This is a genomic window from Veillonella parvula (genome assembly GCF_036456085.1).
In the GTDB taxonomy this organism is placed as follows: domain Bacteria; phylum Bacillota; class Negativicutes; order Veillonellales; family Veillonellaceae; genus Veillonella; species Veillonella parvula_E.
Window position 1 is genome coordinate 1,382,242 of the sequence record NZ_CP138632.1, and the last position, 15,957, is coordinate 1,398,198.

The following is a 15,957-nucleotide window of genomic DNA, read 5'->3' on the forward strand; positions in this document are numbered from 1 at the left end:
TTAATCATATACACCACCAGCACCGTCAACACTTTGTTATGGACAGATTGCGCCATTTCACTTAGGTTTCGGGCAGCCATTGGGCGTTGTAGCCGTAGTTTGTGGTGTGACCAACAAGAGAGAAATTTGGTAGAAGCCGCGTGTATGTTACGCACATACCCCATACCATAATTAAAAGTTTCATACAGGCTACAGTTTGCTTTTTTTCATTCGAAAGAAAATTTTAACATTTTTGATAACCGATTTATAAAATATAGAATTGCCAAATGTTCATCTTCGTAACAATATTCTTCGGTTCTCAATCCTCTTTCAGAATAGAATATATGCCATTTTTTATTTTCTTCAACAATACATAATGATTCATCATTTACTTCATTGATTGAGTAACTATCTTCTGGTACTCCTTTATTTTTAAGATATGAATTTAATTCATTAATTTTTAACATTTTCCTATTTTCACCTCTTCCAGATGCTCAGATTCTATATATGATTTAACAGATTTTAGCAATTCATACTGTATCCCTAATCCAATTTCTCCGAACTACGGCATAATTTTACTTGCAGCTACATTATCAATTGGTTTCAATGACGTAATGGCCGTCCGGATTTTTGCTGAACCAAATCTGTTCGCTTTTTTAGGGACATATAAAAGGGAGTCGTCTGAAAAATTTCAGACGACCTTACTACACTGTTGGGGTTTAACACAGTCTATGCTTGTCAGGAGATATAAAAAGATATCAAAATACAGATAGAGTAGTAAAAGTTTTAATATATCTTTAGGCTCTCTTGGTAAAATTCAAATAACTCTTTTGCATATTTTTTATAAGAAGGAATCTTAATTGCTTTCAAAAAATTTATTAAATCTTTTTCTGATTTTCTCAATAGTAAAATTTCTATAGAGTTTACAATGAGGAAAGTCTTAGCCTGACCAATTAATATAATATCATCACTATCTTCTTCATCTTCCTCAAAGTCACAGTAATCTTCTGACAATTTTGATATTTTTATTTTAAAAATAGCATAAAAATCTAGTTATCCGCATAAAAACTGGACTTATCACACTTTATCAAGGTCAAAACCACTCAATTTACTACTAATTTACTACTTATGAATGAGCTTTGATACGACGATTTATCCTTGAAAAGTGAAGATATAAAGATACTTCCAATAAAATTTGAATATTTAATAGGTAGACACTTCAAAAAATGAGGTGTCTATTTTTTTACCCGATTTTGAAAGGAAGTGAACTTATGAAAACAAAAAATCAAGAATCAAAAGGTCGTTCCCCACTCTTTAAGACCATCAAACATTCATTCAGCCAATAAAAAAGAAAGGATAGGTAAAAATATGGAACTTAAATTTGTGATTCCCAACATGGAAAAAACATTCGGCAATTTAGAATTTGCTGGCGAGGATAAAGTCGTTCAGCGAAGAATCAACGGACGGCTAACTGTCTTATCAAGAAGCTATAATCTCTATTCTGATGTTCAAAGAGCAGATGATATTGTGGTGGTGCTTCCTGCTGAAGCTGGCGAAAAACATTTCGGCTTTGAGGAACGTGTGAAGTTAGTCAATCCACGTATTACCGCAGAGGGCTACAAAATCGGCACTCGTGGTTTTACAAATTACCTTTTACATGCTGACGACATGATAAAAGAATAAAGAAAGAGAGGAAAAATGATGAGATTAGCAAATGGCATTGTATTAGATAAAGACACGACTTTTGGAGAATTGAAATTCTCTGCTCTACGTCGTGAAGTGAGAATCCAAAATGAAGACGGGTCGGTTTCAGATGAAATCAAGGAACGTACCTATGACTTAAAATCCAAAGGACAAGGACGCATGATTCAAGTAAGTATTCCTGCCAGCGTGCCTTTGAAAGAGTTTGATTATAACGCACGGGTGGAACTTATCAATCCCATTGCGGACACCGTTGCTACTGCCACCTATCAAGGAGCAGATGTTGACTGGTATATCAAGGCAGACGATATTGTGCTGACAAAGGATTCTAGTTCATTCAAAGCTCAACCACAAGCAAAGAAAGAACCGACACAAGACAAATAGTCGCTAGGTAGAAAGGAGACTTTTTCGCATGAAACAGCGTGGTAAAAGGATTCGCCCATCTGGTAAAGATTTAGTCTTTCATTTTACGATAGCGTCACTCCTGCCTGTTTTCCTGCTGGTTGTCGGACTGTTTCATGTGAAGACAATCCAGCAGATCAACTGGCAGGATTTTAACCTATCACAAGCAGATAAGATTGACATTCCCTATTTAATTATCAGTTTCAGTGTCGCAATTCTTATCTGCTTGCTGGTAGCGTTTGTATTCAAACGGGTTCGCTATGATACGGTTAAACAACTTTACCACCGTCAAAAACTGGCAAAGATGATACTTGAAAACAAGTGGTATGAATCTGAACAGGTCAAAACAGAGGGTTTCTTTAAAGATAGTGCTGGTCGTACAAAGGAAAAGATAACCTACTTCCCTAAAATGTATTATCGACTTAAAAATGGCTTGATACAGATACGGGTGGAAATCACGCTGGGAAAATATCAAGACCAACTCTTACACTTGGAAAAGAAATTAGAGAGTGGCTTGTACTGTGAGCTGACGGATAAAGAGTTAAAGGATTCCTATGTGGAATATACTTTGCTCTATGACACCATAGCCAGTCGTATTTCTATTGATGAAGTAGAAGCTAAAGATGGTAAACTTCGCTTAATGAAAAACGTATGGTGGGAATATGATAAGCTCCCTCATATGTTGATTGCTGGTGGTACAGGTGGCGGTAAAACTTACTTTATACTGACACTGATTGAAGCCTTGCTTCATACAGATTCAAAACTGTATATTCTTGACCCGAAAAATGCTGATCTTGCGGACTTAGGTTCTGTGATGGCAAATGTCTACTATAGAAAAGAAGACTTGCTTTCTTGCATTGAAACATTCTATGAAGAAATGATGAAACGTAGTGAGGAAATGAAGCAGATGAAGAACTATAAGACTGGCAAAAATTATGCTTACTTAGGTCTCCCGGCACACTTCTTAATCTTTGATGAATACGTCGCTTTCATGGAAATGCTGGGAACAAAAGAAAACACCGCAGTTATGAATAAGCTGAAACAGATTGTCATGTTAGGTCGTCAAGCTGGCTTCTTTCTAATACTGGCTTGTCAACGTCCAGACGCAAAATATTTAGGCGACGGAATCCGTGATCAGTTTAATTTCAGAGTGGCTTTAGGTCGTATGTCTGAAATGGGCTATGGCATGATGTTTGGCAGTGACGTACAAAAGGATTTCTTCTTAAAGCGAATCAAAGGTCGTGGCTATGTTGATGTAGGAACAAGTGTCATATCAGAGTTTTATACTCCCCTTGTACCAAAAGGATATGATTTCTTGGAGGAAATTAAAAAGTTATCCAACAGCAGACAGTCCACGCAGGCGACGTGCGAAGCGGAAGTCGCAGGTGTGGACTGATCTTGCTGGCTGGTGTGGCAATAGCCACGCCAGCACTTAACCCCCCGTTTCTAACAGGGGGGTACAAATCGACAGGAAACAGTCAAAAAAACATTAGAAAATCCTTTGGTTACAAGGGATTTACAAAATTTCAGCGTATGTCAAATGGGCTTTAAAAGTTGACATACGCCTTTTTGATTGGAGGGATTTTTACTGAATGAACAAACTTGGTTACAGCATTTAAAAGAAAAACGCTTGGCTTATGGACTATCTCAAAACCGTTTAGCTGTTGCGACTGGTATTACAAGGCAGTATCTAAGCGATATTGAAACAGGAAAAGTCAAGCCATCAGAGGATTTACAGCAGTCCCTTTGGGAAGCTCTGGAACGCTTCAATCCCGACGCTCCCCTTGAAATGCTGTTTGATTATGTAAGAATTCGCTTTCCGACAACAGACGTACAGCAGGTGGTCGAAAACATCTTACAACTGAAACTGTCCTATTTTCTTCATGAGGACTATGGTTTCTATTCTTATTCAGAGCATTATGCTTTAGGCGACATATTCGTCCTTTGCTCCCATGAACTGGACAAAGGAGTTCTGGTGGAATTGAAAGGTCGTGGGTGCAGACAATTTGAAAGCTATCTTCTGGCACAACAAAGAAGCTGGTATGAGTTCTTTATGGACGTTTTGGTGGCTGGCGGTGTGATGAAACGCCTTGACCTTGCCATTAACGATAAGACAGGGATTTTAAATATCCCTGTACTCACTGAAAAGTGCCAACAGGAAGAATGTATCTCCGTCTTCCGCAGTTTTAAAAGCTATCGCAGTGGCGAACTGGTACGCAAAGAGGAAAAGGAATGTATGGGAAACACCCTCTATATCGGTTCATTACAAAGTGAAGTTTATTTCTGTATCTATGAAAAGGACTACGAGCAGTACAAGAAAAATGATATTCCCATTGAAGACGCAGAAGTAAAAAACCGTTTTGAGATTCGATTGAAAAATGAGCGTGCCTATTATGCAGTCCGTGATTTACTCGTCTATGACAATCCAGAGCATACCGCCTTTAAAATTATCAATCGGTATATCCGTTTTGTAGATAAAGACGATTCCAAACCTCGTTCTGATTGGAAACTGAATGAAGAATGGGCTTGGTTTATTGGGAACAATCGTGAACGATTAAAACTAACCACAAAACCAGAGCCTTACTCCTTCCAAAGGACGCTGAACTGGCTATCTCATCAAGTTGCCCCGACCTTAAAGGTTGCGATTAAACTTGATGAAATCAACCAGACGCAGGTTGTAAAAGACATTCTCGACCATGCGAAACTGACAGACCGACACAAGCAGATTTTGAAGCAACAGTCAGTAAAAGAACAGGACGTGATAACAACAAAAAAATAACTCAAATACAAATTCATTGAATATAGAGAGGAGAACATTTTTATGAATTTTGGACAAAACCTTTATAACTGGTTTCTATCAAACGCTCAATCACTGGTGCTTTTAGCAATCGTTGTGATTGGCTTGTATCTTGGCTTCAAGCGTGAGTTTAGCAAACTGATTGGCTTTTTAATTATTGCGATTATTGCGGTTGGCTTAGTCTTCAACGCTGCTGGAGTAAAAGACATTTTACTAGAGCTATTCAATCGCATTATTGGTGCTTAAATAAAACCGTTCTTTTGTGGAATATAAGTGGTTTTCTTATGTTCCGCAAAGGAATGGTACACCAAACGAAGTGCGGTAGGGATTTTTGAATCTCTACAAAGAAAGGACGTGAATATATGGACGATATGCAAGTCTATATTGCGAATTTAGGCAAATACAATGAGGGCGAATTGGTCGGTGCGTGGTTTACCTTTCCCATTGACTTTGAGGAAGTCAAAGAGAAAATCGGCTTGAATGATGAATATGAGGAATACGCCATTCATGACTACGAGTTACCCTTTACGGTTGACGAATACACTTCCATTGGCGAACTCAATCGACTATGGGAAATGGTATCGGAATTACCCGAAGAATTACAATCGGAGCTATCTGCTCTGCTCACTCATTTTTCAAGCATTGAAGAACTAAGCGAACATCAAGAGGATATTATCATTCATTCCGATTGTGATGATATGTATGACGTGGCACGCTACTACATTGAAGAAACGGGTGCTTTAGGCGAAGTACCAGCTAGTCTTCAAAACTATATTGATTATCAAGCCTATGGTCGGGATTTAGACCTTTCAGGAACGTTTATCTCAACCAATCATGGGATTTTTGAAATCGTCTATTAAATCTGTCGGTACATTACTACTGGCAGATTTTCTATTTTACGGGGTGGCTCAATCAGCTACCCCTATTTTTTATGAAAGGATTGATTACATGAAGAAAATACGAAGCTATACCAGTATCTGGTCTGTGGAAAAGGTACTGTATTCTATCAATGATTTTAGACTTCCGTTTCCCATAACCTTTACGCAAATGACATGGTTTGTCGTGTCACTCTTTGCAGTGATGATACTTGGCAACTTGCCCCCTCTTTCCATGATAGAGGGAGCATTTCTCAAATACTTTGGGATTCCTGTGGCTTTCACATGGTTTATGTCTACAAAAACTTTTGATGGTAAAAAGCCTTATGGATTTTTGAAGTCTGTCATTGCTTATGCACTGCGACCAAAGCTGACCTATGCAGGAAAAAAAGTAACGCTTGGCAGAAACCAGCCACAAGAAGCCATTACAGCAGTTAGGAGTGAATTTTATGGCATATCCAATTAAATACATTGAAAACAATCTCGTCTGGAATAAAGACGGGGAATGTTATGCTTACTATGAGCTTGTTCCTTACAATTACTCATTTCTAAGTCCAGAACAGAAAATACAAGTGCATGATTCTTTCAGACAGCTTATCGCACAAAATCGTGATGGCAAAATTCATGCTTTACAAATCAGTACAGAATCCAGCATACGTTCTGCACAAGAGCGTTCCAAAAATGAAGTCACTGGCAAGCTCAAAGCGGTTGCCTATGACAAAATCGACCAACAGACAGACGCTTTAATATCCATGATTGGCGAAAATCAAGTGAACTACCGTTTCTTTATCGGCTTTAAGTTGCTTCTCAACGATCAGGAGTTTTCTATGAAAAGTCTTACCGTTGAAGCAAAAAATGCTTTGTCTGATTTTGTCTATGATGTGAACCATAAGCTGATGGGCGATTTTGTTAGTATGAGTAATGATGAAATCCTGCGTTTTCAGAAGATGGAAAAGCTCTTAGAAAATAAAATCTCTCGTCGTTTCAAAATCCGCAGGTTAGATAAGGACGACTTCGGCTATCTGATTGAACACCTTTACGGACAGACAGGCACTGCCTATGAAGAGTATGAGTACCATCTATCAAAGAAAAAGCTGGATAATGAAACGCTGATTAAATACTATGACTTGATTAAGCCTACTCGCTGTTTGGTGGAAGAAAAACAGCGATATTTGAAAATCCAGCAGGAAGATGAAACCGTCTATGTAGCTTACTTTACCATTAACAGCATTGTCGGAGAACTGGACTTCCCGTCCTCTGAAATCTTCTACTACCAGCAACAGCAATTTACATTCCCGATTGATACGTCAATGAATGTGGAAATTGTAGCGAATCGTAAAGCCCTATCTACTGTCCGCAATAAAAAGAAAGAACTGAAAGACTTGGATAACCACGCTTGGCAAAGTGATAATGAAACCAGCTCCAATGTGGCGGAAGCTCTGGAAAGTGTGAATGAGCTGGAAACCAATTTAGACCAAAGCAAGGAATCTATGTACAAGCTGTCTTATGTGGTAAGGGTATCAGCAAATGATCTTGACGAACTCAAACGTCGTTGTAATGAAGTGAAAGATTTTTATGACGATTTAAGCGTAAAACTGGTACGACCATTTGGGGATATGCTCGGCTTACATGAAGAATTTTTACCTGCCAGCAAGCGTTATATGAATGATTATATTCAATACGTGACCTCTGATTTCCTCGCTGGTTTAGGTTTTGGTGCTACTCAAATGCTGGGGGAAAATGAGGGGATTTATGTTGGCTACAGCTTAGATACTGGACGCAATGTCTATCTGAAACCTGCTCTTGCCAGTCAAGGGGTTAAGGGTTCAGTAACCAATGCGTTAGCGTCGGCTTTTGTTGGTTCGCTGGGTGGTGGTAAATCCTTTGCGAATAACCTTATCGTCTATTATGCGGTGCTTTATGGGGCACAAGCAGTGATTGTAGACCCAAAAGCAGAACGTGGCAGATGGAAAGAAACCTTGCCAGAGATTTCCCATGAAATCAATATCGTCACTCTGACTTCTGATGAGAAAAACAAAGGCTTACTTGACCCTTATGTGATTATGAAAAATCCCAAAGATTCTGAATCACTGGCTATTGATATTCTGACATTCCTTACGGGGATTTCCTCTCGTGATGGGGAACGCTTCCCAATCCTTAGAAAAGCCATTCGTGCAGTAACCAATAGTGAAGTACGAGGGTTGATGAAAGTGATTGAGGAATTACGGGTTGAGAATACGCCACTAAGTACCAGTATAGCCGACCATATCGAAAGTTTTACAGACTATGACTTTGCACATTTATTATTCAGTAATGGTTATGTGGAGCAGTCTATCAGCTTAGAAAAACAACTGAACATTATACAGGTTGCGGACTTGGTACTTCCCGACAAGGAAACTTCCTTTGAGGAATATACCACTATGGAGCTTTTATCCGTTGCTATGCTGATTGTCATTAGTACCTTTGCTTTAGACTTTATCCATACAGACCGAAGCATTTTCAAGATTGTAGATTTAGACGAAGCATGGAGCTTTTTACAGGTAGCACAAGGAAAAACACTATCTATGAAGCTGGTTCGGGCTGGTCGTGCTATGAACGCTGGGGTATATTTCGTGACCCAAAATACAGACGACCTCTTAGATGAAAAACTGAAAAATAACCTCGGCTTAAAATTTGCATTTCGTTCCACTGACCTTAACGAGATTAAAAAGACCTTAGCCTTTTTTGGTGTAGACCCAGAGGACGAAAACAATCAGAAGCGATTGCGTGATTTGGAAAACGGGCAATGCCTTATCAGTGATTTATATGGTCGTGTCGGTGTGATACAGTTCCACCCTGTATTTGAAGAACTGCTCCATGCCTTTGATACCAGACCACCTGTGCGAAAAGAGGTGTAAATGTGAAACCATCAATAGTAAACAGAATAAAATCAAACTGGACGCTGAAACGTCTAGGTAAAGTGGCAATGACAGTGGCTTTCACACTTGTGATTGCCATTTTTCTTTTAGCCATGCTGGGAACGGTGGTTCAAGCTGCGGGCTTGGTAGATGATACGGTCAATGTGGCAAATGAATACAGCCGATACCCACTTGAAAACTATCAACTGGATTTTTATGTGGATAATAGCTGGGGCTGGCTTCCGTGGAACTGGTCGGACGGGATTGGAAAACAGGTCATGTATGGACTATATGCCATTACCAATTTTATTTGGACAATCAGTTTGTATGTTTCCAATGCGACAGGTTACTTAGTACAGGAAGCCTATTCCTTAGACTTCATTTCCGCTACAGCAGATTCCATTGGTAAGAATATGCAGACCTTAGCTGGTGTGAGTGCAAACGGATTTTCAACAGAGGGTTTCTATGTTGGATTCCTCTTACTCTTGATTTTGGTTCTTGGGGTTTATGTTGCCTATACGGGACTGATAAAGAGAGAAACCACAAAGGCAATTCATGCCATTATGAATTTTGTGCTGGTGTTTATCCTATCGGCTTCCTTTATTGCCTACGCTCCCGACTACATTAAAAAAATCAATGACTTTTCATCAGACATCAGTAATGCCAGTTTATCACTTGGCACGAAGATTGTCATGCCCCATTCCGATAGTCAAGGCAAGGACAGCGTGGACTTAATCAGAGATAGCCTGTTTTCCATACAGGTTCAGCAACCGTGGCTACTGCTTCAATACAACAGTTCAGACATTGAAAGTATCGGTATTGACCGTGTGGAAAGCCTGCTCTCCACCAGCCCAGATTCCAACAATGGCGAAGACAGAGAAAAAATTGTTGCGGAAGAAATTGAAGACAGAAGCAATACCAATCTAACCATTACAAAGACCATTAACCGTTTAGGTACAGTCTTCTTCCTATTTGTCTTCAATATTGGGATTTCCATATTTGTATTCCTATTAACAGGAATCATGATTTTCTCGCAGGTACTTTTTATCATCTATGCTATGTTTCTGCCTGTGAGCTTTATTTTAAGCATGATTCCATCATTTGATGGTATGTCAAAACGAGCCATAACAAAGCTCTTTAATACCATTTTGACACGAGCTGGAATCACATTGATTATTACGACAGCATTTAGTATTTCAACCATGCTCTATACCTTATCGGCTGGTTATCCGTTCTTTTTGATTGCTTTTCTACAGATTGTGACCTTTGCAGGAATCTACTTCAAGCTGGGCGATTTAATGAGTATGTTTTCTCTACAGAGTAACGATTCTCAAAGTGTGGGAAGTCGTGTGATGAGAAAACCTCGTATGCTTATGCACGCTCACATGCACCGTCTACAGCGGAAACTTGGACGTTCCATGACTACTCTAGGGGCTGGGTCTGCCATTGTTACAGGTAAAAAAGGACAGTCGGGTTCGGGGAGTTCTGCAAGGACACAAGCAGATCACTCCCGACCAGACGGAAAGGAAAAATCAACACTTGGAAAACGTATCGGTCAAACCATCGGTACAGTAGCTGATACCAAAGACAGAATGGTAGACACTGCTAGTGGTTTGAAAGAACAGGTTAAAGATTTGCCGACCAATGCAAGATATGCAGTATATCAAGGAAAATCCAAAGTAAAAGAGAATGTCCGTGATTTAACCAGTAGTATTTCTCAAACCAAAGCGGACAGAGCCAGTGGACGCAAGGAACAGCAGGAACAAAGGCGAAAAACCATTGCGAAGCGTCGCTCTGAAATGGAACAGGTCAAACAGAAAAAACAGCCTGCTTCTTCTGTTCATGAAAGACCGACTACAAGACAAGAACAATATCATGATGAACAGACCTCAAAACAGTCTAATATTCAGACTTCATATAAGGAATCTCAACAAGCCAAACAAGAGCGTCCAGCAGTTAAGTCCGATTTTTCAAGTCCAAAAGTGGAACGCCAAGGCAATACCGTTCAAGAAAAAACCGTTCAAAAGCCAGCAACTTCAACCACTACAGCAGATAGAACTTCACAACGTCCAATCACAAAAGAACGTCCGTCTACTGTTCAAAGAGTACCACTACAAAATACAAGAAGTAGACCACCAATCAAAACCGCCACCATTAAGAAAGTCGGTAAGAAACCATGAAGTTGAAAACTTTAGTGATTGGTGGTTCTGGATTATTCTTGATGGTCTTCTCACTGCTTCTGTTTGTTGCCATTTTATTTTCAGATGAACAGGACAGCGGAATTTCCAATATTCATTATGGAGGTGTGAATGTTTCCGCAGAAGTGCTGGCTCATAAGCCTATGGTAGAAAAATATGCCAAAGAATATGGCGTTGAAGAATATGTCAACATACTTCTTGCGATTATACAGGTGGAATCGGGCGGTACTGCGGAAGATGTTATGCAGTCCTCGGAATCCCTCGGTCTTCCACCTAATTCATTGAGTACAGAAGAATCCATTAAGCAAGGTGTGAAGTATTTCAGTGAATTATTAGCCAGTAGCGAAAGGCTCAGTGTAGATTTAGAATCGGTTATCCAGTCCTACAATTATGGTGGTGGTTTCTTAGGGTATGTGGCTAATCGTGGAAATAAATATACCTTTGAACTGGCTCAAAGTTTCTCAAAAGAGTATTCAGGTGGCGAAAAAGTGTCTTACCCCAATCCCATAGCCATACCTATCAATGGGGGCTGGCGATACAACTATGGCAATATGTTTTATGTGCAACTGGTAACGCAGTATCTTGTCACAACAGAGTTTGATGATGATACGGTACAAGCCATCATGGACGAAGCACTGAAATATGAGGGCTGGCGATACGTTTACGGTGGAGCTTCCCCGACTACTTCTTTTGATTGTAGCGGACTGACACAATGGACGTATGGAAAAGCTGGAATTAACTTACCACGAACCGCACAACAGCAATATGATGTGACCCAGCATATCCCACTATCGGAAGCACAAGCTGGCGATTTGGTTTTCTTTCATTCTACCTATAACGCTGGCTCTTATATTACTCATGTTGGGATATACCTTGGCAATAACCGTATGTTTCATGCAGGCGACCCAATCGGTTATGCCGACTTAACAAGCCCCTACTGGCAACAGCATTTAGTGGGAGCAGGACGAATCAAACAATGAGAAAGGAAGATTTAATGATGAAATTTAGAAAAAATCAGAATAAAGAAAAACAGATACCAAAGGAAAAGAAACCTCGTGTCTATAAGGTCAATCCTCATAAAAAGGTTGTGATTGCCTTGTGGGTACTTTTAGGGCTTAGTTTCAGCTTTGCGATATTCAAGCACTTTACAGCTATAGATACTCATACTATTCACGAAACAACTATCATAGAAAAGGAATACGTTGATACTCATCATGTAGAAAATTTTGTAGAGAACTTTGCGAAAGTCTACTATTCATGGGAGCAATCCGATAAGTCCATTGATAATCGAATGGAAAGTCTAAAAGGCTATCTGACAGATGAACTTCAAGCTCTCAATGTTGATACAGTACGCAAAGATATTCCTGTATCGTCTTCTGTAAGAGGATTTCAGATATGGACGGTAGAGCCAACTGGCGACAATGAGTTTAATGTAACCTACAGTGTAGACCAGCTCATTACAGAGGGAGAAAATACAAAGACCGTCCACTCTGCTTATATAGTGAGTGTCTATGTAGATGGTTCTGGAAATATGGTACTGGTTAAGAATCCGACCATTACCAACATACCTAAGAAATCAAGTTATAAACCAAAAGCCATTGAAAGTGAGGGGACGGTTGATTCCATTACAACCAATGAAATCAATGAGTTTTTAACGACGTTCTTCAAGCTCTATCCTACAGCGACAGCCAGTGAACTTTCCTACTATGTGAATGACGGGATATTAAAACCAATCGGAAAAGAGTACATCTTTCAAGAACTGGTAAATCCTATTCACAATCGTAAGGATAATCAAGTCACGGTATCGCTGACAGTGGAGTATATCGACCAGCAGACCAAAGCAACGCAGGTATCTCAATTTGATTTGGTACTTGAAAAGAACGGGAGTAATTGGAAGATTATAGAATAACAAATATTGGTACATTATTACAGCTATTTTGTAATCACGTACTCTCTTTGATAAAAAATTGGAGATTCCTTTACAAATATGCTCTTACGTGCTATTATTTAAGTATCTATTTAAAAGGAGTTAATAAATATGCGGCAAGGTATTCTTAAATAAACTGTCAATTTGATAGTGGGAACAAATAATTGGATGTCCTTTTTTAGGAGGGCTTAGTTTTTTGTACCCAGTTTAAGAATACCTTTATCATGTGATTCTAAAGTATCCGGAGAATATCTGTATGCTTTGTATGCCTATGGTTATGCATAAAAATCCCAGTGATAAGAGTATTTATCACTGGGATTTTTATGCCCTTTTGGGCTTTTGAATGGAGGAAAATCACATGAAAATTATTAATATTGGAGTTTTAGCTCATGTTGATGCGGGAAAAACTACCTTAACAGAAAGCTTATTATATAACAGTGGAGCGATTACAGAATTAGGAAGCGTGGACAGAGGTACAACGAAAACGGATAATACGCTTTTAGAACGTCAGAGAGGAATTACAATTCAGACGGCGATAACCTCTTTTCAGTGGAAAAATACTAAGGTGAACATCATAGACACGCCAGGACATATGGATTTTTTAGCAGAAGTATATCGTTCATTATCAGTATTAGATGGGGCAATTCTACTGATTTCTGCAAAAGATGGCGTACAAGCACAAACTCGTATATTGTTTCATGCACTTAGGAAAATAGGTATTCCCACAATCTTTTTTATCAATAAGATTGACCAAAATGGAATTGATTTATCAACGGTTTATCAGGATATTAAAGAGAAACTTTCTGCGGAAATTGTAATCAAACAGAAGGTAGAACTGCATCCTAATATGCGTGTAATGAACTTTACCGAATCTGAACAATGGGATATGGTAATAGAAGGAAATGATTACCTTTTGGAGAAATATACGTCTGGGAAATTATTGGAAGCATTAGAACTCGAACAAGAGGAAAGCATAAGATTTCATAATTGTTCCCTGTTCCCTGTTTATCACGGAAGTGCAAAAAACAATATAGGGATTGATAACCTTATAGAAGTGATTACGAATAAATTTTATTCATCAACACATCGAGGTCAGTCTGAACTTTGCGGAAAAGTTTTCAAAATTGAGTATTCGGAAAAAAGACAGCGTCTTGCATATATACGTCTTTATAGTGGCGTACTGCATTTGCGAGATTCGGTTAGAATATCGGAAAAGGAAAAAATAAAAATTACAGAAATGTATACTTCAATAAATGGTGAATTATGTAAAATCGATAAGGCTTATTCCGGGGAAATTGTTATTTTGCAGAATGAGTTTTTGAAGTTAAATAGTGTTCTTGGAGATACAAAGCTATTGCCACAGAGAGAGAGAATTGAAAATCCCCTCCCTCTGCTGCAAACGACTGTTGAACCGAGCAAACCTCAACAAAGGGAAATGTTACTTGATGCACTTTTAGAAATCTCCGACAGTGACCCGCTTCTGCGATATTATGTGGATTCTGCGACACATGAAATCATACTTTCTTTCTTAGGGAAAGTACAAATGGAAGTGACTTGTGCTCTGCTGCAAGAAAAGTATCATGTGGAGATAGAAATAAAAGAGCCTACAGTCATTTATATGGAAAGACCGTTAAAAAAAGCAGAGTATACCATTCACATCGAAGTTCCACCGAATCCTTTCTGGGCTTCCATTGGTCTATCTGTAGCACAGCTTCCATTAGGGAGCGGAGTACAGTATGAGAGCTCGGTTTCTCTTGGATACTTAAATCAATCGTTTCAAAATGCAGTTATGGAGGGGATACGCTATGGCTGTGAACAAGGATTGTATGGTTGGAATGTGACGGACTGTAAAATCTGTTTTAAGTATGGCTTATACTATAGCCCTGTTAGTACCCCAGCAGATTTTCGGATGCTTGCTCCTATTGTATTGGAACAAGTCTTAAAAAAAGCTGGAACAGAATTGTTAGAGCCATATCTTAGTTTTAAAATTTATGCGCCACAGGAATATCTTTCACGAGCATACAACGATGCTCCTAAATATTGTGCGAACATCGTAGACACTCAATTGAAAAATAATGAGGTCATTCTTAGTGGAGAAATCCCTGCTCGGTGTATTCAAGAATATCGTAGTGATTTAACTTTCTTTACAAATGGACGTAGTGTTTGTTTAACAGAGTTAAAAGGGTACCATGTTACTACCGGTGAACCTGTTTGCCAGCCCCGTCGTCCAAATAGTCGGATAGATAAAGTACGATATATGTTCAATAAAATAACTTAGTGTATTTTATGTTGTTATATAAATATGGTTTCTTGTTAAATAAGATGAAATATTTTTTAATAAAGATTTGAATTAAAGTGTAAAGGAGGAGATAGTTATTATAAACTACAAGTGGATATTGTGTCCTGTATGTGGAAATAAAACACGATTAAAGATAAGGGAAGATACTGAATTAAAAAAATTCCCCCTCTATTGTCCGAAATGCAGACAAGAAAATTTAATTGAAATAAAGCAGTTCAAAGTAACTGTGATTACAGAGCCAGACGCAAAGACGCAGAGCCGATAAAATGAGATTAATACAATCTCATTTTATCGGCTCTTTCCGTTATGTATGGATTCTTTTAATTAGTCTTCGATGTTTCTTGCTTCGTTGATACCGCTGGCTAAAGATTCCATTAAGGATAGTTCTTTGTCTGTAAAGCTATCCATGTATTTCTCTATCTGTAATCGTCGGGTGCTTTTTACCAAGTTATTAGCAGGTAAGAAAAATTCATCAACGGAAACATGAAGTAACGATACAAGGTCATAAAGAACTTGTATGCTGGGGTGTTGCCCTTTATTTTCAATATTAGTTAAGTACCGTGGGTCAATTTCAATCAATGCTCCCACTTGTTCACGAGTTAAACCTCGTTTCAATCGAGCTTCTTTAATGGCTAAACCAAAGGCTCTAAAATCATATTTATCTTCTTTTTTACGCATAGTAGACCACCTCTATACATTTTATTGTTCCTACTGAATTAAAAACAGGTATAGAAAAACGTGTTATATGGTTTATAGGTTTATATTTAATAAAAAGCACTACTAAACGCCAATAAAAAAAACCGTTATATGGTAGTGCTATTTACGCTGTTAAAATATTGTATATTACTTCCAAATGGCGGTTTGTTGGAGGTCAACGTCGCC

17 protein-coding genes are annotated in these 15,957 nt (G+C 38.7%); 14 read left to right on the forward strand and 3 right to left on the reverse strand.

The annotated features are described in order from the left end of the window. Window positions 1–206: 206 nt before the first annotated feature. On the reverse strand, window positions 207–446 hold the full coding sequence (locus PK1910_RS06505; RefSeq protein ID WP_058948174.1) for a hypothetical protein: 240 nt from the start codon (window positions 444–446) through the stop codon (window positions 207–209). 319 nt (window positions 447–765) lie between these two features. Further along, a complete protein-coding gene (locus PK1910_RS06510; RefSeq protein ID WP_331298463.1) occupies window positions 766–993 on the reverse strand; it encodes a hypothetical protein in 228 nt (75 codons plus the stop codon). Window positions 994–1,347: 354 nt separating this feature from the next. Between PK1910_RS06510 and PK1910_RS06515 the strand changes: the two genes are divergently transcribed. From PK1910_RS06515 to PK1910_RS06585, 14 genes are all read left to right on the forward strand, one after another. Continuing rightward, window positions 1,348–1,662 (forward strand): YdcP family protein, encoded by a 315-nt coding sequence (locus PK1910_RS06515; RefSeq protein WP_000420682.1) that lies wholly within the window; start codon window positions 1,348–1,350, stop codon window positions 1,660–1,662. A gap of 15 nt (window positions 1,663–1,677) precedes the next feature. Continuing rightward, the gene (locus tag PK1910_RS06520; protein WP_000985015.1) at window positions 1,678–2,064 is read left to right on the forward strand and encodes a YdcP family protein; all 387 of its coding nucleotides are present in this window, start codon (window positions 1,678–1,680) and stop codon (window positions 2,062–2,064) included. 28 nt (window positions 2,065–2,092) lie between these two features. Further along, window positions 2,093–3,478: an FtsK/SpoIIIE domain-containing protein gene (locus tag PK1910_RS06525; protein WP_000813488.1), complete on the forward strand. Its 1,386-nt coding sequence runs from the start codon at window positions 2,093–2,095 to the stop codon at window positions 3,476–3,478. 177 nt (window positions 3,479–3,655) lie between these two features. Further along, a complete protein-coding gene (gene mobT, locus PK1910_RS06535; protein ID WP_000398284.1) occupies window positions 3,656–4,861 on the forward strand; it encodes a MobT family relaxase in 1,206 nt (401 codons plus the stop codon). A gap of 42 nt (window positions 4,862–4,903) precedes the next feature. Beyond that, complete coding sequence (locus PK1910_RS06540; protein ID WP_001009056.1) at window positions 4,904–5,125, forward strand: hypothetical protein; 222 nt, start codon at window positions 4,904–4,906, stop codon at window positions 5,123–5,125. Window positions 5,126–5,241: 116 nt separating this feature from the next. Beyond that, window positions 5,242–5,739 carry an antirestriction protein ArdA gene (locus tag PK1910_RS06545; RefSeq protein WP_000342539.1) on the forward strand — a complete coding sequence of 166 codons (498 nt, stop codon included), beginning with the start codon at window positions 5,242–5,244 and terminating at the stop codon, window positions 5,737–5,739. Continuing rightward, complete coding sequence (locus tag PK1910_RS06550; protein WP_000506270.1) at window positions 5,714–6,220, forward strand: conjugal transfer protein; 507 nt, start codon at window positions 5,714–5,716, stop codon at window positions 6,218–6,220. Before PK1910_RS06545 ends, PK1910_RS06550 begins: the two co-directional genes overlap by 26 nt. After that, window positions 6,204–8,651 (forward strand): conjugal transfer ATPase TcpF, encoded by a 2,448-nt coding sequence (gene tcpF, locus PK1910_RS06555; RefSeq protein WP_000331160.1) that lies wholly within the window; start codon window positions 6,204–6,206, stop codon window positions 8,649–8,651. The genes PK1910_RS06550 and tcpF overlap by 17 nt, the downstream gene beginning before the upstream one ends. Before the next feature lie 2 nt (window positions 8,652–8,653). Further along, window positions 8,654–10,831: a CD3337/EF1877 family mobilome membrane protein gene (locus PK1910_RS06560; protein ID WP_000804748.1), complete on the forward strand. Its 2,178-nt coding sequence runs from the start codon at window positions 8,654–8,656 to the stop codon at window positions 10,829–10,831. Beyond that, window positions 10,828–11,829, forward strand: coding sequence for a bifunctional lytic transglycosylase/C40 family peptidase (locus tag PK1910_RS06565; RefSeq protein WP_000769868.1), 1,002 nt, complete (start codon window positions 10,828–10,830; stop codon window positions 11,827–11,829). The genes PK1910_RS06560 and PK1910_RS06565 overlap by 4 nt, the downstream gene beginning before the upstream one ends. Further along, window positions 11,826–12,758, forward strand: a complete 933-nt coding sequence (locus tag PK1910_RS06570) for a conjugal transfer protein (protein WP_001224318.1) — start codon at window positions 11,826–11,828, stop codon at window positions 12,756–12,758. The genes PK1910_RS06565 and PK1910_RS06570 overlap by 4 nt, the downstream gene beginning before the upstream one ends. Before the next feature lie 283 nt (window positions 12,759–13,041). Next, the gene (locus PK1910_RS06575) at window positions 13,042–13,119 is read left to right on the forward strand and encodes a tetracycline resistance determinant leader peptide (protein WP_078372222.1); all 78 of its coding nucleotides are present in this window, start codon (window positions 13,042–13,044) and stop codon (window positions 13,117–13,119) included. 15 nt (window positions 13,120–13,134) lie between these two features. Further along, on the forward strand, window positions 13,135–15,054 hold the full coding sequence (tet(M), locus tag PK1910_RS06580; RefSeq protein WP_058948175.1) for a tetracycline resistance ribosomal protection protein Tet(M): 1,920 nt from the start codon (window positions 13,135–13,137) through the stop codon (window positions 15,052–15,054). A 118-nt stretch (window positions 15,055–15,172) separates the two neighbouring features. Then, window positions 15,173–15,340, forward strand: coding sequence for a cysteine-rich KTR domain-containing protein (locus PK1910_RS06585; RefSeq protein WP_000336323.1), 168 nt, complete (start codon window positions 15,173–15,175; stop codon window positions 15,338–15,340). A gap of 59 nt (window positions 15,341–15,399) precedes the next feature. Here the strand turns inward: PK1910_RS06585 and PK1910_RS06590 are convergent, their stop codons facing one another. Beyond that, on the reverse strand, window positions 15,400–15,753 hold the full coding sequence (locus tag PK1910_RS06590; protein WP_001227347.1) for a helix-turn-helix transcriptional regulator: 354 nt from the start codon (window positions 15,751–15,753) through the stop codon (window positions 15,400–15,402). Window positions 15,754–15,957: the final 204 nt, after the last annotated feature.

What these genes read in the sequence shown, in the direction of transcription:
- PK1910_RS06505 (WP_058948174.1), bottom strand. Translation starts at nt 446, where the DNA reads ATGTTAAAAATTAATGAATTAAATTCATATCTTAAAAATAAAGGAGTA.
- PK1910_RS06575 (WP_078372222.1), top strand. Translation starts at nt 13,042, where the DNA reads ATGCCTATGGTTATGCATAAAAATCCCAGTGATAAGAGTATTTATCAC.
- PK1910_RS06525 (WP_000813488.1), top strand. Translation starts at nt 2,093, where the DNA reads ATGAAACAGCGTGGTAAAAGGATTCGCCCATCTGGTAAAGATTTAGTC.
- PK1910_RS06570 (WP_001224318.1), top strand. Translation starts at nt 11,826, where the DNA reads ATGAGAAAGGAAGATTTAATGATGAAATTTAGAAAAAATCAGAATAAA.
- PK1910_RS06545 (WP_000342539.1), top strand. Translation starts at nt 5,242, where the DNA reads ATGGACGATATGCAAGTCTATATTGCGAATTTAGGCAAATACAATGAG.
- tcpF (WP_000331160.1), top strand. Translation starts at nt 6,204, where the DNA reads ATGGCATATCCAATTAAATACATTGAAAACAATCTCGTCTGGAATAAA.
- PK1910_RS06520 (WP_000985015.1), top strand. Translation starts at nt 1,678, where the DNA reads ATGATGAGATTAGCAAATGGCATTGTATTAGATAAAGACACGACTTTT.
- PK1910_RS06550 (WP_000506270.1), top strand. Translation starts at nt 5,714, where the DNA reads ATGGGATTTTTGAAATCGTCTATTAAATCTGTCGGTACATTACTACTG.
- PK1910_RS06540 (WP_001009056.1), top strand. Translation starts at nt 4,904, where the DNA reads ATGAATTTTGGACAAAACCTTTATAACTGGTTTCTATCAAACGCTCAA.
- PK1910_RS06565 (WP_000769868.1), top strand. Translation starts at nt 10,828, where the DNA reads ATGAAGTTGAAAACTTTAGTGATTGGTGGTTCTGGATTATTCTTGATG.
- PK1910_RS06590 (WP_001227347.1), bottom strand. Translation starts at nt 15,753, where the DNA reads ATGCGTAAAAAAGAAGATAAATATGATTTTAGAGCCTTTGGTTTAGCC.
- PK1910_RS06515 (WP_000420682.1), top strand. Translation starts at nt 1,348, where the DNA reads ATGGAACTTAAATTTGTGATTCCCAACATGGAAAAAACATTCGGCAAT.